The sequence below is a fragment of the Streptomyces sp. NPDC104096 genome (assembly GCF_055584385.1).
In genome coordinates this window covers 51,883-73,330 of record NZ_JBVJMD010000019.1, presented here as the reverse complement: position 1 = coordinate 73,330, position 21,448 = coordinate 51,883, and the positions used below count along the sequence as shown (strand labels likewise).

The following is a 21,448-nucleotide window of genomic DNA, read 5'->3' as shown; positions in this document are numbered from 1 at the left end:
GTACTACCGCGCCTCCTGGTCGCTGTCCGGGAACCGTGTCGCCCGCATCGGCAGTGGCTCGGCCCGCCGCCGGTCCTCCCCGACTGCCTGAACGGCGTGGGAGGCACCCCCACCGTTCTGCCGGGCCGCCCGCTCGCTCCGGCCGCGTACCGCGGTGTGCGGTCCGTCCCACAGCGTGCCGTCGGTCCGGTCACGGGGATCGGGGTCGACCATCACCACACCGATCACCGCGATGCGCTGGTCCGCGAGCTGTCTGGCCACGGTGTGCAGCCATGCGGTGCTGCCGTGCCCGGCGCGTACGACGAGCACGGTCCGGGTGCCGAGGTACCGGAGGTCGGTCCACGCCGTACCGGGCGCCACCGAGCCGACGCCGATCCTGCGGTCCTGGTGCGGCACGGTCGCGACGCTCTCGCCGCCGACCACGGTCGGGTCTCCCGGCTTCCGGCGGCGCTTGGCGAGCTGCGAGCCGGGCAGTCCGTCGACGACCACCACCGGGCCGTCCGCCGCCAGCGCCCCGGCGAGGCTCAGGACGAGCCGACTCGTACCGCGCGCACAGCCCAGTTCGAGCAGCGACACCGGTTCCGCCGAGCCGCGCGCGGTACGGGCCAGTGAGGTGACGAGCCGTTCGCGGGCCACCCGGACCCGGCGGCGCCGCCACGGCCGGACCGACCGGCGGGGCAGCTCCGCCATGACCGAGGCGCCGAGGTTCGAGGCGATCTCCCGGCGCAGCACGGGTCGGTCCGCCACCACCGAGCCGACCGCGGCCAGCGCGAGCCCGAGGACGAGCCCGAGGACCAGCCCGATCCCGGCGTCGGTGGCGGCGGTCTTCGGCAGGGAGCGCGCCACCACGCGCGGGTCGTCCACGATCTGGGTGCGGGCGACGAGCTGGGGCGTGCCGATGCTCGCCTCGGAGGCGCGCTGGCCGAAGTCGCTGATCCGCGAGGTGAGTTCGGCGCGGCGGGCGAAGAGCGACTCCAGGTCCGCCGACGCCTTCGGCCCGCTCTGCGGCGTTCCGTCCCCGATCGCCTTGTTGACCTGCGCCAGTTCGTCCTGGAGTCGGTCACGCTGGTCGAGCAGGGCCTTGGACTCGGCGCTCGCGGCTTCCCGTATCCGCCGCACATGGTCCGCGACGAACGCGTCGGCCAGCGCCTTGGCGCGGGCCACCGCCTCCTTCTCGGTGTCACCGGTCACGGTGATCTGCAGCAGGTTGTTGGTCAGACCGAGACCGACGTAGTCCTGCATGAAGTCCTCCGGTTTCTCGGAGGACTCGAGGGTGCGCAGGGCCGCGTCGGCGATCCGCGTGGTCTGCAGCAGCGCGACATCGGTGCGGATCAGCGTGCCGGGGTCGTTCGGCTGGTCCTCCTGATGCGCGACCAGCACCTTGGTCACCGCGGTCGGCGGCGGCGGCTTCAGCACCGCCACCGACCCGCCCGCGAGCAGCCCCACCAGCCCCACGGCGCACCAGAAGCGGCGCCGCCTGCGCACCGCCACCACCAGCGCCTGCACATCCAGCAGCGGAGCGGCGGCCGACGACTCCTCGGTCGTACTCGTCGTCACGCTGAACCCCCCTTCCCCTCGTGACCGACCGCGAGCACCGCCGGAGCGGCCTGTCGAGGACGGTCGGCGGACCGCGTCGCAAGGGCCCGGACCGGGCCGGCGAGGACGATGCCGACGACCTCGTGCCCGGCGTCCGTACATGCCTCGGCGAGGCCGGCGAGCTCCACCGCCGTCCAGTCGCCCGCGCTGAGCACGACCACGGCACCGGACTCCTCGCCACGGTCCGGCACCATCGGGTGGGACACCGATACCTCCACCACCCGCAGCAGCGGATCGTTCCCGGCCTCGCCGGCGAGCTGCCCGGCGGCCCGCAGAGCGGTCTCGTCACCGTCCGGGACGACGACCAGCAGCCGCCGGGCGCCCGGCAGTCGGTCCCGGAGCCGGGCACACACCCGCCGGTAGCGGACCTGTCTGCTGGCCTCGTCGCCGGACGCCTGCGGGGCCGGTACGTCCCAGCGGACGTCGACGCCCAGCAGCCGCCGGAACCGGGCCCGCGGGCCACGGCCCCGCGGCCGGTGCGCGGGCCGCTCACCCGGTACGTCGACGGTGCCCAGCAGCGCCGAGCCCAGCGCCGCGGCGATCTCCGGCTGGGTGCGCAGCCGACGGCTCATCCGGGCCGCGGTGAGATGGCCGATGACCCCGAGCAGGAAGAACAGCAGCGCTCCGGCGACGATCAGCTGGATCCTGGTCGGCGGTGCCTCGCCGGTCGGCCGGGCCGCCGGTCCCATGACGACCATGTTGGCCTTGTTGGTGGCCGGGTCGGCCTGGTCCAGCTTGTTCATGGCCTCCTGAAGCGTGGTGCGCAGCTTCTCGAGCTCGGTGCGCACCTGCACGCTCTCGACGGTCCGCCCCGGATCGGCCGCGTCGGCCAGCTCGGTGATCCGACGGCTGGTCTGCGTCACCGTCTGCTGGAGCGCCTCGCGCTGCGCCGCCGCCTCCGGGTCGTTGTTGTCGTCCACCACGCGCGCGGCGAAGGTCACGAACTGCTGGGCCACCTGGTCGGAGAGCTGCTGCGCGCGCTCCGGGGTGTCGGCCGTGCCCGAGATCTTGATGATGTTCCCGTCGGCGGTCTTGGCGCTCACCTGATCCCGCAGCTCGGCCTTGCCGACCCCGCTCCAGCGGAGCGTGGCGGCCGCCTGGTCGACCACCGTCGAACTGGTCGCGATCTGCTCCTGGGTGAGCAGCTCGCGCTCCTCCCAGGCACCCGGCAGCAGTACCGACGCCGAGGTGGTGTAGCGCGGTGGAAAGAGCATGGACGTGCCGTACCCGGCGAGCGCGCCCACCACGGCGAGGACGGTGAGGAGCCGCCAGCGCCGACGGATGATCCGCCCGATCGCCACCAGGCGTATCGTGTCATCGTTCAACGGTGCGGCCTCCGCCCTGTGCACGGTCCGTCTCGCCCGACGCCGCCGGGGCGTCGTCACCGCAGGCGGCGGCGTAGGCGGCGAGCAGCGACGCCTGCGAGTTGCGCCAGGACAGCGGCCCGCTGATCCGCTCCTGGCCGATCTTGCCCATCAGGGCCCGCTTCTCCGGGTCGTCCAGCAGCAGCGCGATGAGCCGCGCGAACTCGGCCTCGTCGTCGGCGGGCGCGTAGACGGCGGCGTCACCGGCGGAGACGCGCGCCTCCTTGAGGTCGAAGGAGACGAGCGGCCGGCCCATCACCATGTACTCCAGGACCTTGTTCATGGTCGACACGTCGTTGAGCGGATTGTGCGGGTCGGGGGAGAGGCACACGTCCGCGGTGGACAGGTAGCGCACCAGATCGGCGTCCGGGATGCGCCCGGTGAACTGCACCTGCTCCGACAGCCCGAGCTGCCGGGACAGCGCCACCATCGCGTCGAAGGTGTCGCCGCCGCCGACGAACACCGCGTGCCAGTCGCTCCGTCCGACCTCGTCGCGCAGCTTCGCCAGCGCCCGCAAGGCGTAGTCGACACCGTCCTGCGGGCCCATCACCCCGAGATAGCACAGCAGATGGGGCTTGCCGCGCTTCAACTCCGGCTCCGGCGGTACGGGGTGGAAGCGGTCGATGTCGGGCGCGCTGCGCACCACGAAGACGTCCTCCGGCCGCCGCCCGCCACGGCTCACGGCGACGTCCTTGTAGCTCTCGTTCGTGGCGATCACGACGTCCGCGGCCCGGTACGTCATCCGCTCCAGCGCGCACACCCCGCGGTAGAGCAGGTCCTTGCCGCGCCCGAACCGGGAGAGGTACAGCTCGGGCACCAGGTCGTGCTGGTCGAAGACGAACCGCGCGCCGCGCCGCTTCAGCCACCGCGCGGGCAGGAACAGCAGGTCGGGCGGGTTGCAGGCGTGCACGACGTCGACCGGACCGATCTTCCGGGCCAGCCGCAGCGTGTGCCACAGCGCCGATCCGTACTCCCGCAGGTAGCCGGCCGGTCCTCCGGTGGCCGCGCGCAACGGGTAGCGGTGGATCCGCACCCCGTCGATCTCTGCGTAGACCTCCGTGTCCCGCTTGCTGCCCTGCGGACAGATGACGTGCACCGTCCAGCCCGCGTCGCGCAGCGTCGTGCACTCCTGCCACACCCGCCGGTCGAACGGCACCGACAGGTTCTCCACCAGGATCAGCGCGCGCCGGTCTTGCCGGTCGCCGCTGGTAGCTCTACCAAGCAAGGCCCATGTATCCCGGTTCGGCCCGGCGCGCGTCGGCGTCGGGAAGGCGGATGAGGTCGACTATCAGCGGGCCGTCGCCCCCGTGGGGGAGTGCCGACAGCACGGCCGGGTCCTTCGTCCCGACCAGGCACACCTCGGCGTGGTCGAGGACCTCCTCGACGGAGTCCGCGAGCAGTTGCGCGAGGTGCGGCAGCCGGTTCTCGATGTACTCGCGGTTGGCGCCCAGCAGCCGGGAGAGGCTCACGTTGGCGTCGTGGATCCGCAGGTCGTAACCCTTGCCGAAGAGCCGCTCCGCCAGCTCGACGAGCGGGCTCTCGCGCAGGTCGTCGGTGCCGGGCTTGAACGACAGCCCGAACAGGCCCACCTTGCGCCTGCCGGTGCGCTCGACCATCTCCACCGCGCGCTGGAGATGGTCGGCGTTGGAGGGCAGCACATGCGACAGGATCGGCACCGAGATGTCCGCCCGCTGCGCCGCGTGGACCAGGCTGCGCAGGTCCTTGGGCAGGCAGGACCCGCCGAAGGCGAAGCCGGGCCGCAGATAGGCGGGGCTGATGTTCAGCTTGCGGTCGGCGAGGAACACGTCCATCACCTGGTGCGAGTCCACCCCGAGCGCCTGGCACACCGCGCCCAGCTCGTTGGCGAAGCCGATCTTGAGGCCGTGGAACGCGTTGTCCGCGTACTTGATCGCCTCGGCCGTCGGGATCGGCACCCGGAACACCTCGCCGGGCAGACCCTCGTACAGTGCCGCGACCACGTCGCCGCTCGCCGTGTCGAGTTCGCCGATGACGGTCTTGGGCGGGTCGAAGAAGTCCCGCACGCTGGTGCCCTCGCGCAGGAACTCGGGGTTGACCGCGACCCCGACGTCCACCCCGGCCGTGCCGCCGACGGACTTCTCCAGGATCGGCACCAGCAGGTTCAGACAGGTGCCCGGGAGCATGGTGCTGCGGAACACCACCGTATGCCGCCCGCCCCGCTCGGCCAGCGCGCTGCCGATCTGCTCGGTCACCCGCTCCAAGTACGTCGTGCACAGGCTTCCGTTGGGCTCCGAGGGCGTGCCCACGCAGATCAGCGACACCTCGCTGCCGGCGATCGCCTCACGGACGTCGGTGGTCGCGCGTAACGCCCCGCCGCGCACGACGTCGGCGACGAGTTCGCCGATCCCCTCCTCGACCACCGGGGCTTTTCCGTCGTTGACCAGGTCGACCTTCACCTGGTTGACGTCCACCCCGATGACCTCGTGGCCCTGGCCGGCCAGGCACGCGGCCGACACACAGCCCACGTAGCCGAGCCCGAAAACGCTGATCCTCATGACCCGTTCCTCCCCCCGGGCAGGCCGTCTCGGCCTGCGGTCCGTACGCCGGCAGTCCGGCGTCCCCCGCCCATCAGTAGGCCCCCTGCCCGTAGAGCACCGCACGCAGCGTCTTCCACAAGATCACCGTGTCCAGGGCGAGCGACCAGTCCTCCACGTACCGCAGGTCCAGCCGGACCGCTTCCTCCCAGGAGAGGTCACTGCGTCCGCTGATCTGCCACAGGCCGGTGAGTCCGGGCTTGACCAGCAACCGCCGCCGGATGTCCGGGCCGTAGGCCGCGGACTCCTCCGGCAGCGGCGGCCGCGGACCGACGAGCGACATCGATCCGGCGAGCACGTTGAACAGCTGCGGGAGCTCGTCGATCGAGTACCGGCGCAGCACCGCCCCCACCCGCGTCACCCGGGGGTCGCGGCGGAGTTTGAACAGCAGGCCGGCGCCCTCGTTGCGGTCGGCCAGCGCGGCCCGTGCCGCGTCGGCGCCGACGACCATCGTGCGGAACTTGAGAATGGTGAACTCGCGGCCGTTCTTGCCGACCCGGCGCTGGCGGTAGAACGCCCCGCCCCGGCTGTCCGCCAGCACGAGCAGGCCGACGAACAGCATCAGCGGAGCGAACAGCAGTATCAGGAGCGCCGCGCCCAGCCGGTCGACGATCAACTTGACCGTCCGGCGGCCCCCGGTGAAGGTCGGCATGCTCACCCGCAGCAGCGGGATCCCGAGCACCGCGTCGACGTGCAGCCGTGGGCCGGCCACCTCCATCAGCACGGGGGCCACGACCATCTCGGCGTCGCTGCCCTCGAGGTTCCAGGCCAGCCGCTGCAACCGGTCCGGCGACCAGTGCGGGTCCGGGGTGACCGCGACGACCCGGTAGCCGTCGCGGTGGACATGGTTCGCGACGTCCGTCAGTTGACCGACGACCGGCACCCCGTCCAGCAGGTCGCCTTCGGGTCCGAGACCGTCCGTCGTGCACACCGCCTCCACCCGCCAGCCGAGGTGCGGGAACTTTCGGGTGCGGGTGATCAGGTCGCGCACGGTGGCCAGGCTCCCGGCGGCGAGCACCGGTCTCAGGCATCTGCCTTCCTTGCGCTGCTTGTGCAGCCAGATACGCAGCAGATACCGCGTGACCATGGTGACGAGCGCGATCGCGGGGATCGCGACGAAGATCCAGAGCTTGATGTTGCGCGAGGTGAGGGCGATCCCGCCGAGCGCCAGTACGACGGTCGCCGCGAACAGGGAACGTCCCAACCGGCGGAACTCCTCGGCACCCTGCCCGAGCACGGCCGGAGCCCACGACCGGCTCACCGCCAGCGTCCCCAGCACCAGTAACTCGGTGCCGAACGCGAGAATCCCCCACTTCTCATGCCAGTTGGCCGCGTCCCGGGCCCCGAAGAATTCGCCTATCGCCGCCACCACGAAGGCGGTGGCCACCATGTCGCTGGTGATCACGGTACGGCGGTACCGCTGTTCCCAGTCGGTCGCCGGTTGGTCGATCACTCCGGTCGTCAGACGCCCGTGTTCAGACGGAAACGGGCGTACGAGTCCCCCTTGCCGCACAGAACCCCCCAGGTTCCAGTGGGTCGACGTGTTCGCCTAGCACTGTTCCTCTCTGTGGGAGGCCCCCGCCTCCCGTGCCGCGCTGTTCCTCCCCGCGGAAGACCCCGCCCCCCGCGCATGACATTTCGGCTACTGCAGAGCTATGTGAACAACCCACCCTGGCGACAGCGCACTTGCGTGTCCTGCCAGGCACTCGAGGCACATGGAAGTCCGTCGAAGACCTTGGTGCTCCCCACGACCAAGGCTCCCCCCGGACCCCAAGAACCGATCACCCCCACGTCCGGCGCCGGAGACGAAACCGCTCTCTATCCCGTAACGCCGGACCTATGGACCATTGTTGGTCGCCTCGCCTTCGAACAGGTGAAGCACGGTCAATCTAGACCATCGGGGCCAGTCTGAAGAGAGGGATGTGTGGAATTTGTGCTCAAGATTTGGGACCGGATCCGTCAACCGATGACCGCATACGGGTCCTTTGCGCCAACCCCCACTCCGCCGGCCCGCCCGGCGTCCGGGTGCGGCGTCGATGCGGCGGCGAGCGGTGAGCCCGGGCGGGGCTTGTGCGGCGGCTGGTTCGCCGAGCCCTGCCCCTGAAGTGAGTCCGGGGCGTGGCACCGGCAGTGCCACGCCCCATGATCGAGAACAAGCCGGACCTGCCGACGGGCCAACTGCCGAGGCCGGCAAAGTCGGTTTGGCCGGAATGGCCCGGTCGGCTAGCCGATGCGCGTTCCCGCGCCGCTGACGCGGACCCGGGGGTCGCCCGCACGCAGCGTCACCGTGAGCTCGCCCGGGCGGCCCAGGTCCGTGCCTTGGTGCAGGGTGAGGACGGCGTCCTCGGGAGCAAGGCCGAGCTCACGGACGTACGCACCGAACGCGGCCGCCGCGGCGCCCGTCGCCGGGTCCTCGACGACACCGCCGACGGGGAACGGATCACGTACCTGGAAGACGGTGGCCGACTCCCGCCAGACCAACTGGACCGTGGTCAGGTCCAGACGGTGCATCAGGGCTTCGAGGCGCGCGAAGTCGTAGGCCAGATCGGCCAGTCGGGCGCGCGTCGCGGCCGCGAGAACGAGATGGCGGGCGCCCGCGAACGCGATGCGGGGCGGGAAGGCCGGGTCGAGATCGGTGGCCGGCCAGTCGAGCGCGGCGAGCGCCTCGTCGAGGTCGGCCTCGGCGATGTCGTCGATGTGCGGCTCGACACTGGTGAGCGTGGCCCGGAGCGCACCGTCCTCCTGGGTCACCTCCACCGGCACGGTTCCGGCCCGTGTCGTGAACACCAGCTCGCCGGGCCCGGTCTGCTCGGCGAGCGCGATGGCGGACGCGACGGTGGCATGCCCGCAGAACGGCACCTCGGCCTTCGGGCTGAAGTAACGGATGCCGTACGCCCGCCCCTCCCGGCCGTCGGCGCCCTCGGCGGCCGGGGTGAGGAACGCGGACTCCGAGTATCCGAGGTCGGCGGCGATGGCCAGCATGCCGCTGTCGTCCAGGGCGGTGGCGTCCAGGACGACACCCGCAGGGTTCCCGCCCGCGGGGTCGCTGGAGAAGGCGGTGTAGCGCAGGACTTCGGGACGCGGCGGATTCGTCATGATCGTGACGATACCGGGCGCCGCTTCTGTCTGTACCTCTCAGCCCCGGCCGATCCGCTCGGCGGCGAACCGGGCGCCCTGCTCGACACTGCCGTTGACGTGGTAGGTCAGGTGCGCGGCGCCGTTGCGGCCGTTGCCGCAGACCGGGTCGCCGGTGTTGCAGAACTCCTTGGCCCTGGGGCCGAACACGTCGCTTGCCGAGGAGATGGTGCGGCCCGACAGCCGTAGAGGGTTGCCGAAGACGACGACCGCCTTGACGCGTCCGGCGAGCTTCGCGGGGATGGTGCGGCCGGTGCCCAGCCGGGTGGGGATCCCCAGGGCGATGTCGGTGACACTGCCGCCCTGGGAGTAACCGCCCAGCACGAAGGACGTGTCGGCACAGTTGGCCGCGGTGGAGACGACACGGTCGGTCATGTCGGTGGCGCCGGGCCCGGCACTCGTCTGCGAGAAGTTCGCCGCATAGTCGACGGCGTACGACGACACGGTCTTCCCCGGCAGGGCACTCTTGATGTTCTTCACGAGCGGGGTCCCCGTGATGCCGAGACCCGGGGCTTCCCCGGTGCCGCGGGCGAAGACGACCTCGACATCCGGGCAGGGGGCCGCGGACGCGAGGGAGGGCAGCAGGGACAGGCCGGCCGCGCTGAGCGCGCCGACGCCTGCGAGGGACACGAGAGTGAGACGACGCCGTGACGCATGACGGGACATGGGGGGTTCCTCTTTCTCGAGCGGTGGTACGAGCGCCCGGGACGGGATCCGTTCGCCGAGCGCAACAGCACCGTAGGAAGCGCCGCGCCCCGCACGTATCGGTGGAATCACCAGTCGACCACCGGCGTACCTCTGTTAGATGGGCAGTCAGCAATGCCGTGGAACCAGGCCCGTGCCGGTCGGCCGCTCGCTAGCATCGGCACAGAAGGACCACAGAGAACGGTGGTGCGCGTGGGGCATAAGGCAACTGGCACGGATCCCGACCAGCGGGACGCTTCCCCCGCGCGAGACGCACAACTGCCGCCAGGGCACGAGGAGATGACGCTCGGCATCCGGCTGTTGCGCGACGGTCCCGTCTCGGACGCACACCACCTCCTGCTCCTCGCCGCCGGCGCCCTGCGGACGACCGACGTGGCCCGCTCGCGCGAGGCGTCCGTCCACGCCTGCCTGGCAGCCTGGTCGGCAGGCGACCGCGACGGCTACCTCACCGCCCTCGACGCGCTGTGCCCTCCGGCCGCTCCCACCGACGGCGAACCTCCCGCAGCACACGGCGCCGATCCGGTCGACGCCTTCTGGCGCGCCTACCGCGACGGCATGCACAGCGTCCTGCACGGCGACTTCGAACGCGCCAACGCGCTGCTCCGTCCCATCCTGGACGTGCTGAGGGCGCAGCAGGAGACCTCGCGGTTGCTGTCCGCGGGCACGATCGCGCTCATGCTGGGCGACCTCGCCGCGGCACGGCAGGTCCTCGGCCTCGCGCTGGCCACCGCCCGCTGCGAGGCGACGCCGGCGTTCCTTCCCCGGGTCCTGGAACACCTCGCCTACGCCGAACTGCGCGAGGGCAGGTACCACCAGGCCCGCGTGCACGCGCAGGCCGGTCTGGAGGCGGCGGACGGGCACCGGCAAGGCAATGTGACGGCCGGGCTGTCCGCGGTCCTCGCCCTGGCCGCCTCCATCGCGGGCGACCCGGGCGAGGTGGCCACGCACGCGCAGTCGGCCCTGCACATCGCCCACGCCCATGGACTCGGCCAGACCAGAACGCTCGCCGAGTGGGCCCGGGCCCGCGCCGACCTGGGCCACGGCAACGCCGAACACGCCGCCGCGCGACTGGCCCCACTCGTCCACGAGGGGCCGCGGCAGGGCCACTTCGGTCTGTGGATGATGGTGGTCCCCTGCTACGTCGAGGCCACGGTCCTGGCCGGCCACGACGCGGACGCGGACGTGGAGCACCTGATCGACCAATACGCTCAGTGGGCCTCGCGCGGTGCGGATCCCCAGGCCCCGGCCGTCGTGCTGCGCTGCCGGGCCCTGGTGGCGGACGGCGAGCGCAGCGAGGACCTCTTCACCGCGGCCCTGGGCCGGCACGAGAAGGTCGACAGCCCCTACGAGCACGCCCGCACCCATCTCGCGTACGGCATGTGGCTGCGGCGCCGACGCCGGTTCGTGGAAGCGCGCGCCCAACTGCGCCGTGCCGTCATGGGGTTCGACCAATGCGGTGCCGACGTATGGACGAAGCAGGCCGACGCCGAGCTCAGGGCGGCCGGTGAGACCCCCACCGCCGTGCCCGCCCCCCGGTCCGGGACGGGACCGCTGGCGCAGCTCACCCCGCAGCAGCAGCGCATCGCCCACTCGGTGGCCCAGGGCGCCACCAACCGTGAAGTGGCACGTCAGCTGTCGATCAGCACCCGTACCGTCGAGTACCACCTGCGCAACATCTTCACCCACCTCGGAGTGCGCTCCCGGGTGGCCCTCGCCCGCCGCCTGGAACCCGAGCCGCCCCTGCCCGCACCGGCGCACAGCACCGGACGGGGCGGAATTGAGGTGCGGCCTGCGCGCCCGGCCCCATAGCCTCGGTGCCATGACCGACGACCGTGCCTTCGTGCCCGAGGACTTCGTCGTCCCCGCGGACCTGACCACTCCGCAGTTTCGGCTGGAGCCGCTGGGCCCCCGGCACAACGCCGCCGACCACGCGGCCTGGACGGGCAGCATCGAGCACATCCGGGCGACCCCGGGCTTCCGGGGCTGGGGCTGGCCCCCGGTGGACGGGATGACCCTGGAGGCGAACCTCGCCGACCTGGAACGTCACGCGGACGACTTCGCCCGGCGCCGCGGATTCACCTACAGCGTCGTCGAGCCGGCCGGCGGCGAGGTGATCGGCTGCGTCTACATCTACCCCTCCCGCAGCGACGACCACGACACCGACGTCCGCTCCTGGGTCCGCGCCGACAAGGCCGAGCTGGACGCGCCCCTGTACGCGGCCGTCACGACCTGGCTGACCACGAACTGGCCCCTCGGAAAACTCAATTACCAGCCCCGCTGACCACCGTGTCGTAGGGATGGGACCGCTGTCGCCAGGAGTGCCAGCGCCTCCTTCGCGTTGTGCTCCGCGATCCCCCGCATGACCGCCCGGTCGGGGAAGTCGCCGTCGAGGAGACGCAGTGGACCGGCCACCAGGGACAGACGCATCGCGAGCAGGTAGAGGTCGAGCCGTCGCGGATCGAGACCGGGCCGGGCCAGCGCGGGGTACCGCTCGCCGAAGCGGAGCCGGAGGAAGACGTGCTCCCATTCGACGTCGAAGAACATCAGACCCTCGATGTCGATCAGGACGGGGTGCCCCCCGGCGTCGACCAGGACGTGGTCGGGTCCGAGTTCTCCGTGGACCAGCCCGTATTCCGTGCGTGGGCTCACCCGGTCGGCCAGTTCGTGCAGACGGTCGCGCAACGCGGCGTCGGCTGCCGCGATGCGGCCGTCGCGCTCCGCCGCCTCCGCAAGGTCGCGCAGGGCGCGGTCGAGGACCTGCTGCTCGCAGGCGACCTCGGGCACCGATCCGTCGCGCTCCAGCAGGTCCAACCGGCCGTAGCGCGGCCCTTGGTGACGGTGCATCACTTCGAGCATCCCGGCGAGGTCGTCCAGGGTTCTCGAGGCGCGCGCGGGATCGGCCGTGAAGAGTGCTTCGAGCGTGCCGCCGGAGACGTCCTCGACCACGGCGACGTCCGCCGGACGACGGCGCCGGCTGTCGTCCGCCAGGAGTACCCGCGGAACCCGTACCCCGAGGCTGTCCAAGGCGCGCTGCGCGGCCAGGAAGGGGACCAGTCCGGAGGCCGGCGCGAACGGGTCCGCCGGGTCCGCCCCGTGCGCTCCCGGCCAGAAGTTCTCCCCTTCGGCCCAGCTGTAGACGATCACGGCGGCTGTGCGGATTCCGTCGAGGTGGACCCGGTACACCCCTTTCTTGCTTCCCCCGCGCAGCCGGTCCACCGCGACCACGCGGCATCCCGCTCCCAGTGCGTCCCGCACGAGCCCCGACAGGTCTTCGACGTCCGCGAATTGCCGCATCCGCAGAACCTAATGAAACCGGTGCCGAGCTTGCCACCGGATACTTTCCGTGCCCTCCTGGAACGGCGGCGGCACTGATCGATTCCCCCACGGCAGCAGAGCCTGGACGCCTCGCCAGGCGCACGCGCCTGCCGAGTCGGGACCACGCAGTCAAGCCCCCAGGTCTAAAACTGCCGATCATCGTTGACACCTGGGTCTCTGATCACTAGGAGATCCACATGTCGAAGACACCCCCGCTCGATCGCGAGGCCAAGCGACGCCTGGCCGTCATACGCCATGTCGAAGAGGTCACCGGCAACGTCGCCCGAAGGCCCCGGGCACGGCTGACCGGGGCGGTCGAGCCGGGTGACCGGCCGTCGCCCGGCGGCTGCCGGCGAGGCGGAGGGGTGGGCGGGCCCGCCCACCCCGGTGGTCACCCGGTGGTCAGCCGCAGGCGACGATCTCGTTCACGATCCACGCCCCGAGTTCCTCGGTCATGGAGGTGTGTCCTTCGTTGCGGCCGGCGCACAGCATGGCGTCGAGCGCGGTGTGCTCGGGTGTGATCGGGCGGTAGAGCGCCTTCTGGTCGCCGATGTCACCGGCGTCGACGGCGCTGATGCTGGGGATGAAGCAGGACGTGCCGATGACGTCCGGGTCCAGGGAGTTGCCGAGCAGCGTCATGAGGGCCGCGGCCAGGCCGAAGCTGCCGGTGTCGCCCGCGGGGGACGGCACGGCGAACAGGCCGCCGGGAGCTCCGTCGATCTCGGGCAGCCCGCTGGTACGGACCGACGTCGTCGCGTCGTCCGTCATCTGCAGACGCGCGACGACCTGGTCACCCTGTGCCTGGGTCTTGAGCCAGGTGTCGTGCAGCGTCTCACCGTCGCACCGCACCGCGGTCGCGGCGGACTTGATGCCGTTGCCGGTACCGGTGTCCACACCGTTGGCGACACCGATCTTGCGGACGCCGCGCGGCCATCCTCCGAGCTCGTCGAGCTTCTTGAGGAACGCCACGCGCTCCGGCGCCTGCGTCGGGGTGGCACCGACCTTTTCGATGTGCCAGCGCGCCATCTGCCGTGCGGCCGGGCTGTTCAGCAGCCCGGAGAGCTGGCGCAGGACGGGACCCACGCCGGGGGAGTCACCCCACTTGTCCGTCGCGTAGTGGGTGAAGGCCTGGAGGGCGACGGGGAACCAGGCGCCCTGGTGGGGTGTGTCGTACGAGAAGTACAGGGACGTCTCGTGGTCGGGCATGGAGGGGTCCTGCTCCATCCTTGCCAGCGCGTAGCGGGTGACCAGTCCGCCCATGCTGAATCCGCCCACGGTCAGCTTCGCCCGGCCCACGCGCTCGGCGACGGCCCGGCGGATACAGTCGATCGCGGTTTCGGCGTTGTCCGTGATCGACGCCGTGCGGTCGTCGTAGCCGAGAATGATCACGTCGCGGCCGGTCGCGTGTAGTTCGGAGATGAAACGGTACTCGCCGTTCTCCTCAAGGCCGTGCCAGAGCTGGTCGAGGTCGCTCGACCCGCCGGAGAAGCCGTCGGAGAGGATGACGGGCCTGACGAGCTGCCTGCGGTTCAGCGGGCTGTAGTAGACCCAGGCCGTTCCGCCGGCGAGGGACCACACGTCGTGCGGCTCGGGTGCGGGGGGAAACGAGGAGCGGGCCATGGGGGAGACCTGGCCCCAGACGTCGACGACAGGGATCGACATGTTCGGTTGACTCCTTGCGTCTGTCGCGGACCGACCGGAGTGCCCGGTCAAGGTCCGCGTGGCGCCGCGAGATCGGCGCCACGCGCAGCATAGTCACGACGGGTATGCCGATGGCCACTCAAAGTAGCCGTACGGGTCGGCCGATCCCCGCGGCGACCGTCCCGGCGGCGACCGTCCCGCCGCGCGCAGCCTCGAGCGATACGCCTCCCGGTCCGCTCACTTCCCGGCCGTGCCGGGCTTCCCGCCGATGGACTCCTGATAGATGTCCGCGTAGGTGCGCGAGTCCTTGACCAGGTCGTCGCAGAAGGCGGCGACGTCGCTGCCGATGAGGTCCAGGACTCCCCTGCCGTCCGCGACGCCCTCCTCGAAGAAATCGACGATCCCCGGGAGGAGGGTCCCGTCGGACAGCTCGACCGGCCCGACCTTGAAGAAATACTTCTGCATCTCCTGGTAGACGATCTGATAGTCCGGCGGGAGCGCCTTGACCCGCGCCATGTGTGCTCGCCAGTGCTTCTTGCCTTCGATGATGTCCTGGATGCCCACATCAGCCTCCCAGCCGGCCCAATTTCCTTGCGACGTTCCGGTTCAGTTGCTCGCGCCACCGGTCGCGATAGGTCCGAGCCCCTTCGCCACCGGCCAGTGCCGCGCAGAAGCCCCCGATGTCGTCGCCCAGCACCTCTTGAGCGCGCTGTCCGTCCGCCGCCGCTTCTTCGAGCAGTCCCAGGGCGCCGTCGAGGATCGGCATCAGGTTGCGTCCCGTGAAGCTCCCATAGGGGAAGAGGTGAACCTTGATCTGCTCCCATGCCGCCCGGTGGTCGGTCGGCAGTGCCTCGCCCCGGGCTTCGAACGCCTTCCATTCCCTGGTGAGGTCGCTGCCGGTCACGGTCTCCCAGAAACTCATCTCCCGCCCTCCTTGAGCTTGCCGATCCGCGAGGAGAGGTACTCCCATTTCGCCCAGAACTTCCGGAGATCGTCGCGGCCCGCGTCGTTGAGCGCGTAGAACTTGCGCGGCGGCCCCACCCCGGACGGGCGTCTTGTCACCTGGACGAGTCCGTTCTTCTCCAGGCGCACCAGGATGGTGTACACGGTCCCCTCGACGACGTCGGTGAAGCCGAGTTCGTTCAGTCGGCGCGTGATGGCGTACCCGTACGTCTCCTCGGTGTCGATGATTTCGAGCACGCAGCCCTCGAGCGTCCCCTTCAGCATCTCCGTCAGGTCGTCCATCGCCGGCCTCCTCTTCGACCCGGGTCAGTACTCCGTAGCACCGAGTACTGCTACACGGTATCACCGAGTAGCGGTTGGGTGTAGGCGCGGTTGAGGCCGTCGGCGATCGGTTGGACAGTGAGAATCATGAATCGGCACCGGCGCCCGGCGCGAAAGGCCCCATGGATCGCGGGCGGCGCGACGCTGCTCGTCGTGGGCGGCTACGGGATCTGGGCACTGGTGTCGTCCGGCGGCGGAACCCCTCACCCGACGCCGTCGCGCTCCGGCATCCTGTCCCTGCCGTCGATGAGCCCCATACCCACCCGGAAGCCCGAGCCGACTTCCTCGGCCTCACCGACCCGCACGCCGACAGGCACGACGACGCCCCGGCCGACACCGACGAACCGGCAACCGGTCCCACCGGGCTTCCCACCGGCACCGACCGGGACCGGGCACGTCCCGCCGGTCGTTCCACCGGCGCCGACCGGAACCGCCCCGGTCCCCCTGGTCGTTCCACCGGCGCCGACCGGGACCCGCCCTGTCCCGGCGGTTGTCCCCCCGGCACCGACCGCCACCCGTTCCGCCCCGCCGGTCGTTCCACCGGCGCCGACCGCTACCGGCCCGGTCCCACTGGCCGTTCCACCGGCACCGAGCGTCGTCGGACCCGTCCCGCTGGTGATTCCACCGGCGCCGACCGCTACGGGCCCGGTCCCGCTGGTCGTTCCGCCCGCACCGACCGCCACCGGGCCGGTCCCGCTGGTCGTTCCGCCGGCGCCGACCGCTACGGGCCCGGTCCCACTGGTCGTTCCGTCGGCGCCGACTCGCACCGCCCCTGTTCCGCTGGTCGTTCCGCCCGCGCCGACCGGCACCGGGCCGGTTCCGCTGGTCGTTCCGCCCGCACCGACCGCCACCGGGCCGATTCCGCTCCGGACCACGGCCGTCCCGTCTGCTGCTCCGTCTGCCGTCCCGACTGTCGGGCACACGCCGACCGCGACGCCGTATCAGAGCGCGGCGCCCACCGAGGTGCCCACGGCAACGTCGGTCTCACCCCGGCCGTCGTCGACGACACGGCCGAGGCCGTCCACCATCGCACCGACTCCTTCCCGGCCGCCCGCACCCACCCCCACCCGAACAGTCGAACCAGCCCCCACCGCCAACCTCACCCGAACGGCCGCACCGACGGCACCAGTGACACCGAGGCCGTCGGCCGCTGCCGGAGCAGTGACGACGACCTGGGTCACGACCTCGGCGGCGATGGACGCCGCTCGACGGATGGCCGCTGCCGGAGCCGTAGGCGACCCGGTGTGCTCGCTGGCGGCCGTCGGACGGCCCAACCCGTGGCTGGTGCCGCACGGCGGTCGGATCGAGATCGGCCACTACGGCCGCTACTGGTGCCTGATCTGGTAGGGGCGACTGTCATACGGGGCGGTCCGCCGCGGCTGTGGAGTGGAGTGCAGGGGAGGCGAAGGGGGTGAAGTGCGCAGGGGCGTGGTCGATGGGCAGGCCGGGGCGCCAGGCGGTGAGGATCTGCGCGCTGCACTCGAACAGGCCGTCGGGCAGCCGGTCCAGGGGGTACCAGGCCCAGTCGCCGACGCGCTCGTCCGGCTGCGTGTCCGGTTGCCCCTGCCAGGTGTGCACCAGGGCGCCCACGGTGACCCGTACGACGTCGTCGACGTGGTCGACCAGCGTCCCCAGAAGGCTGACGTCGTCAGGGCGGGCGACCAGACCGGTCTCCTCGGCGAGTTCGCGGACCGCCGTCGCTTCGAAGGACTCCCCGGCCTCGACGGTGCCGCCGGGCAGTTCGAAGGTGCCGCGCCGGTGGCGACCCAGCAGCACTCCCCGCTCGCCGAGCAGGACCACACCGACACCGACGGCCGCGTGCGGTACCGGGGGCCGGGTGGTGCGGGGGCGGCTGGAGAGGCGTGCGGGCGGCAGGTGGGAGCGGGTGAGCGGGTGCTGTCCGTGGACGGTGCGGGCCTGGGTGTCGATGTCCTCGGCGGTCACGGTGTCTCCTCTGCGGGTGGTGCGATCCGGCTTCGTGGGTGGTGCGATCCGGTTCAGGTGCGGGTGACGAGGTAGGCAGGGCCTTCGCCGCGCCGGGCGCGTTCGACCGCGTCGAGGCGGGTGAACGCACCTGGCGCCATCAACTGCCGCCACACGTCGAGGTCGTGGACGGCCCACATGTCGTGCTCCACGGGATCGAGGCGAATCCGTCGGAGCTGCTCGACGGTGAGGCGCCCTCCGTCGAAGATGAAGCCGACCTTGTTCAGGGGCAGCCGGGGTCCGGCGTGCAGGAAGTGCGTCAAGAGCAACCTCGGTGTCTCCAGCGCCAGTTCGAGCCCGGTCTCCTCGACGGTCTCACGACGGGCGGTCTGGAGCGGGTCCTCCGACCGGGTGTCGAGATTGCCGCCCGGGAACTGCCAGTGCCTGGATCCGTACACCGAGCGCAGTTGTACGGGCCGGTCCTGCTCGTCGCGTACGTACAGGCAGCCGTACACCGTGTGGTGGGGCACGGTCTGCACGTACCGCGACGGTGGCATCGGCATGGGGCGGCCGGGCCGCGCAGGCCGGTGGTCGAACGCGAAGGCCAGCGGTCCCAGCGCTTCCCGCTCCGGCGGGTAGATGCCGCGGAGGGCGACGAGCAGTTCCTCGCGCGGAGCGTCGGGATCGACGCATGAGGGATCCTCCGTGTCGAGGAGATCCTCGAACGAGGCGTACCGGGTGACCCGCCGCACGGCGACATCGAGTTCCCGGTCGCTGTCCCGGTCGTGGAAGACGATCGTGTCCCCGGCTTCGACGGCGGCCTTCTCCGGGGTGGCGACGCGCACCTCGACGGTCTTCCGCCCCGACTCCACCTGCCCGTAGTAGCGCCCCAGCAGGTGGAAGTGATGCTGCCGCGGGGTGGCGGGCCAGGCGGCCCCGGCGGGCTCGGCGCCCGGAGCACCGGATGGCCCGGCCGGTACGGCGACGGCCGCGGGGCTGTCCTGCGTGGCCGTGTTCCGGAGCGGACCACGCAGGACCATGAAGGCCAGCCCCTCGGTGTCGTGGCGCTCGGCGGTGGACCAGCGGTTCCGCAGTGCCGCGAGTTCGTGCTCGCCGAGCGCGATGCCGTGCCGGCGGGCCGGGGTCTCGGCGGCGAGCGGTGTGATGACCACGAGAGTGCCCCCGGGGCGCAGGCGGTGGCCCAGTGCGTGCAGGGTGCGATCGCGGGAGGTGAGGAACGGAGCCACGAATCGCAAGGTGATCAGGTCGTAGCCGTCGGCGTGCAGGGGTCCCCCGTCGTCGTCGCCTTCGATGTCGAGGCGAAGCCAGCGAACCGTCTCTCCGTAGCGCGCGCCGGCCTCGGCGAGAGCGGTCGCGGACCAGTCGACGGCGTCCACGGAGTAGCCGAGGCCGGCCAGATGAGCCGCGAGCTCACCGACCCCGCAGCCGACGTCGAGGGCCCGTCCCTCGGCCGGTGGCGGTGCGTGAGCGGCCAGCAGTAGACGTTCGCTGTCGCCGAGCCGGCGATAACGGACACCGTCGGCGTAGCCGCGGTCCCATTCCTCCTGTGTGGTGAACATGTGTGGGCACGTCCCTTCCCGGTGGCGGCGGTCTGCGGACATGTCCTTCCCCGGTGGCGGCGGTCTCAAGAAAGACCGTCGAGCCCACCACGCGCGGTGCGCGGCGGCCGACGAGGTCGCGCATGGCTTCGCCGTGCTCCAGATCCGCCGGATCGAGATCCGGTCAGTGACCGCCGCTCGGGGGCTCACAATTGCTGCCGTCGGGGTAGCCGCCGAAGGCGTCCGCCTCGGTGGAGGCACTGGTCATCGTGCCCTCCACGCACCAGGGCGAGACGCCGATGTCGATGAGGAAGCCGACCCCGGCGGCCGACCCGCCCTGGTAGACCTGTGTCTTGTCGGCGGAGTAGCCGAGGCTGGTGAGCGCCTTGCGGACGCTGTCCGGGGCGAAGTCGCCCCGCTCGCGCAGCGGTTCGAGCACGTCCTTGACGCGTGCGACGGCGGCGAGTCCGTTGCAGCGATTCTGGCCGTGGAGCGGGATGGGCACCCTGAAGCCGTGGTTCTCGGCGTAGTGGTCGACCGGCAGTTCGGTCGACGAGGGAGTGGCCGCGAGCGTGGGTTCCGTCGGCCCGGGGCTGGGGCTCTCGCCGGGGCAGGTGAAGTCGACCGGTGTGCTGGGCGTGGATCTGACGGTCGGCGTTCGATGCGAACTCGGGTACGCGTCGGCGGAGTCCCCCGCCCGCTCGGTTCCGCACCCGGTCGCCGACAGGACCAGCACCGCCGACGTCAGCATCCCGAGCCGGGCTCTCGTCTTCCCTCGCGTCGTCATCTTCCCATCCTTTCCTGCCGCTCGCCGGGCGTCCTGAGTACTGGTACTCATGATCGCCTCGTGGCCTTCGGCGTCGCACCGGGCACCGGCGGGGTGTCAGACAGAGGCATTACGGTACGTCGCTGTGGACGCTGCCGATCTTGACTACCGGGCCCTCACACGGACGGGCTGCATACCGCCGCATCTGGTCTCCCGCCTTCTCGAACTCGGCCATGCCGAGTCGGTGGGGCATTGGGCCGGCCGGGGGGAGTGGTTCTGCGCGCGGGAGTGGGCGCGGCTGCTCGGTGAACAGGGCTCGCAGACCGAAGCGTTGGAGATACTCGCCCCGTACCTTGCTACGGACTGGTGGACGGCCACCACGACCACGGCGGAACTGCTGGAGAGCTGGGGGCGGACCGACGAGGCGATCGTGTTGACTCGGTCCCGTATGGAGCGCGGGCATCCGCATGCCCTGGAGTTCTGCACGAGATTGCTCGCCCGGCACGGCCGGAACGACGAGGCGTTCAATCTGCTGCGGCCACACATCGACGACGACTCCCTCGCCACGGCCCTGGTCGACGTCGCGGCGGGCGCCTGCCGCGACGAGGAGGCCGCGGCACTGCTAGCCGCCCGCATCCCGGACGGGCACCGTTGCGACACGCCGTGGTGCTGCCGCGGCCTCGATCCCGACACGGCGATCGGTCTGCTCGCCGTGATCCGCGAACGCCAGGGGCGCATCGACGAAGCCATCGCCCTGCTCCGGACCCGGAACATCACCTCGGTCAACGGCCAAGACCAACTGGCCGAACTGCTGGCCCGGCACGACCGGACCGAAGAACTGCGTGCCTACGCGGCAACCGACGTGCTGGGGTGCGCTACACGGCGCCTGTCGGCACTGCTGGAGGAACGCGGGGACGTGGAGGGCGCGATCGCCGTGTCCCGACAGTTCGACGACTCGTCCGCGTATCGGGGAATCATGACGGCAGATCTCGCGCAGCTGCTGGCGCGGCACGGTCGTGGGGGCGAGGCGATCGAGGTGATGCGAGCCCTGGCCGATCGAACGGGCCAGGCCGTCGACTGGATCCTCCACGCGCTCTGCACCCTCTGTGCCGAAGAAGGCCGCCCCGAGGACGGTCTGGCCCACCTCGACGCTCTCCTGGAACGCCCGGGCGAGGAGGAGTGGGACCTGTTCTGGATCCGGCTTCCGCTGCTGGCCGCCTGCGGCGGCGTCGACGAAGCGATCGAACGGGCCCGGGCTCACCCCGAGGGCGGCACGTGGTACGCGGCGCCACACATCGCCGAACTGCTGGCCGACGCCGGTCGCACCGAGGAGGCCGTAGCGGCGCTACGACCGCACACCCCCGCGAACAGTCACGAGCTGGCCGGATACCTCATCGACCTCGGCCACGTCGAAGAGGCCGTGGCAGTCCTTCACCAGGCCAAGCCCTCGCCACCACAGTCCTCGACCGTCGCCTGGAGCGAGGAGCCTCCGTTCTGAAGCAGTCGGTGCATCAGGCCCAGCCGCCGACCGCGCGCGTTACGCGACCGAGGAAGAAACGGCAGCCCATGCGGGCGCGTTCCTCGAAG

At 71.3% G+C, this 21,448-nt stretch carries 18 protein-coding genes and 2 pseudogenes; 4 read left to right on the top strand and 16 right to left on the bottom strand.

The window, feature by feature from the left end:
* Positions 1 to 3: 3 nt before the first annotated feature.
* From ACZ60B_RS20805 to ACZ60B_RS20775, 7 genes and pseudogenes are all read right to left on the bottom strand, one after another.
* Positions 4 to 1,557, bottom strand: coding sequence for a Wzz/FepE/Etk N-terminal domain-containing protein (locus tag ACZ60B_RS20805; protein WP_469388966.1), 1,554 nt, complete (start codon positions 1,555 to 1,557; stop codon positions 4 to 6).
* A complete protein-coding gene (locus ACZ60B_RS20800) occupies positions 1,554 to 2,921 on the bottom strand; it encodes a Wzz/FepE/Etk N-terminal domain-containing protein (protein ID WP_469388963.1) in 1,368 nt (455 codons plus the stop codon). The genes ACZ60B_RS20805 and ACZ60B_RS20800 overlap by 4 nt, the downstream gene beginning before the upstream one ends.
* Positions 2,918 to 4,185, bottom strand: a pseudogene (locus ACZ60B_RS20795) (glycosyltransferase family 4 protein). Before ACZ60B_RS20795 ends, ACZ60B_RS20800 begins: the two are co-directional and overlap by 4 nt.
* Positions 4,175 to 5,494: a nucleotide sugar dehydrogenase gene (locus tag ACZ60B_RS20790; protein ID WP_469388961.1), complete on the bottom strand. Its 1,320-nt coding sequence runs from the start codon at positions 5,492 to 5,494 to the stop codon at positions 4,175 to 4,177. The pseudogene ACZ60B_RS20795 and the gene ACZ60B_RS20790 overlap by 11 nt, the downstream one beginning before the upstream one ends.
* Before the next feature lie 73 nt (positions 5,495 to 5,567).
* The gene (locus ACZ60B_RS20785) at positions 5,568 to 7,046 is read right to left on the bottom strand and encodes a sugar transferase (protein WP_469388959.1); all 1,479 of its coding nucleotides are present in this window, start codon (positions 7,044 to 7,046) and stop codon (positions 5,568 to 5,570) included.
* Between the two features lie 710 nt (positions 7,047 to 7,756).
* Positions 7,757 to 8,629, bottom strand: a complete 873-nt coding sequence (locus tag ACZ60B_RS20780; RefSeq protein WP_469388957.1) for a PhzF family phenazine biosynthesis protein — start codon at positions 8,627 to 8,629, stop codon at positions 7,757 to 7,759.
* A 39-nt stretch (positions 8,630 to 8,668) separates the two neighbouring features.
* Positions 8,669 to 9,298, bottom strand: a complete 630-nt coding sequence (locus ACZ60B_RS20775) for a cutinase family protein (protein WP_469388955.1) — start codon at positions 9,296 to 9,298, stop codon at positions 8,669 to 8,671.
* 354 nt (positions 9,299 to 9,652) lie between these two features.
* Here ACZ60B_RS20775 and ACZ60B_RS20770 point away from each other — a divergent pair, with 354 nt between their 5' ends.
* Both ACZ60B_RS20770 and ACZ60B_RS20765 read left to right on the top strand, forming a co-directional pair.
* The gene (locus ACZ60B_RS20770; RefSeq protein WP_469388953.1) at positions 9,653 to 11,182 is read left to right on the top strand and encodes a helix-turn-helix transcriptional regulator; all 1,530 of its coding nucleotides are present in this window, start codon (positions 9,653 to 9,655) and stop codon (positions 11,180 to 11,182) included.
* Between the two features lie 10 nt (positions 11,183 to 11,192).
* Positions 11,193 to 11,654, top strand: coding sequence for a GNAT family N-acetyltransferase (locus ACZ60B_RS20765; protein WP_469388951.1), 462 nt, complete (start codon positions 11,193 to 11,195; stop codon positions 11,652 to 11,654).
* On the opposite strand, the gene ACZ60B_RS20760 is transcribed toward ACZ60B_RS20765, so the two are convergent.
* From ACZ60B_RS20760 to ACZ60B_RS20735, 6 genes are all read right to left on the bottom strand, one after another.
* A complete protein-coding gene (locus ACZ60B_RS20760; RefSeq protein WP_469388949.1) occupies positions 11,639 to 12,667 on the bottom strand; it encodes a phosphotransferase in 1,029 nt (342 codons plus the stop codon). The two genes, ACZ60B_RS20765 and ACZ60B_RS20760, sit on opposite strands and share 16 nt — an antisense overlap.
* 423 nt (positions 12,668 to 13,090) lie before the next feature.
* The gene (locus tag ACZ60B_RS20755; RefSeq protein WP_469388947.1) at positions 13,091 to 14,350 is read right to left on the bottom strand and encodes an esterase/lipase family protein; all 1,260 of its coding nucleotides are present in this window, start codon (positions 14,348 to 14,350) and stop codon (positions 13,091 to 13,093) included.
* Positions 14,351 to 14,566: 216 nt separating this feature from the next.
* Entirely contained in the window at positions 14,567 to 14,893 is a 327-nt protein-coding gene (locus tag ACZ60B_RS20750; RefSeq protein ID WP_469388945.1) for a DUF1048 domain-containing protein, read from the bottom strand.
* Position 14,894: 1 nt separating this feature from the next.
* On the bottom strand, positions 14,895 to 15,251 hold the full coding sequence (locus ACZ60B_RS20745; RefSeq protein WP_469388943.1) for a DUF1048 domain-containing protein: 357 nt from the start codon (positions 15,249 to 15,251) through the stop codon (positions 14,895 to 14,897).
* Positions 15,248 to 15,574 (bottom strand): PadR family transcriptional regulator, encoded by a 327-nt coding sequence (locus ACZ60B_RS20740; RefSeq protein WP_469388941.1) that lies wholly within the window; start codon positions 15,572 to 15,574, stop codon positions 15,248 to 15,250. The genes ACZ60B_RS20745 and ACZ60B_RS20740 overlap by 4 nt, the downstream gene beginning before the upstream one ends.
* A gap of 980 nt (positions 15,575 to 16,554) precedes the next feature.
* Complete coding sequence (locus ACZ60B_RS20735) at positions 16,555 to 16,680, bottom strand: hypothetical protein (protein WP_469388939.1); 126 nt, start codon at positions 16,678 to 16,680, stop codon at positions 16,555 to 16,557.
* Between the two features lie 94 nt (positions 16,681 to 16,774).
* Here ACZ60B_RS20735 and ACZ60B_RS20730 point away from each other — a divergent pair, with 94 nt between their 5' ends.
* The gene (locus ACZ60B_RS20730; RefSeq protein ID WP_469388937.1) at positions 16,775 to 16,960 is read left to right on the top strand and encodes a hypothetical protein; all 186 of its coding nucleotides are present in this window, start codon (positions 16,775 to 16,777) and stop codon (positions 16,958 to 16,960) included.
* A gap of 9 nt (positions 16,961 to 16,969) precedes the next feature.
* On the opposite strand, the pseudogene ACZ60B_RS20725 reads toward ACZ60B_RS20730, so the two are convergent.
* The 3 genes and pseudogenes from ACZ60B_RS20725 to ACZ60B_RS20715 form a co-directional block, all read right to left on the bottom strand.
* Positions 16,970 to 17,482: pseudogene (locus ACZ60B_RS20725) on the bottom strand (NUDIX domain-containing protein); the annotation flags it as partial.
* Positions 17,483 to 17,610: 128 nt separating this feature from the next.
* Positions 17,611 to 19,116 carry a methyltransferase domain-containing protein gene (locus ACZ60B_RS20720; protein ID WP_469388936.1) on the bottom strand — a complete coding sequence of 502 codons (1,506 nt, stop codon included), beginning with the start codon at positions 19,114 to 19,116 and terminating at the stop codon, positions 17,611 to 17,613.
* 163 nt (positions 19,117 to 19,279) lie between these two features.
* The gene (locus ACZ60B_RS20715; protein WP_469388934.1) at positions 19,280 to 19,882 is read right to left on the bottom strand and encodes a hypothetical protein; all 603 of its coding nucleotides are present in this window, start codon (positions 19,880 to 19,882) and stop codon (positions 19,280 to 19,282) included.
* 124 nt (positions 19,883 to 20,006) lie between these two features.
* Here ACZ60B_RS20715 and ACZ60B_RS20710 point away from each other — a divergent pair, with 124 nt between their 5' ends.
* The gene (locus ACZ60B_RS20710) at positions 20,007 to 21,359 is read left to right on the top strand and encodes a tetratricopeptide repeat protein (protein ID WP_469388932.1); all 1,353 of its coding nucleotides are present in this window, start codon (positions 20,007 to 20,009) and stop codon (positions 21,357 to 21,359) included.
* Positions 21,360 to 21,448: the final 89 nt, after the last annotated feature.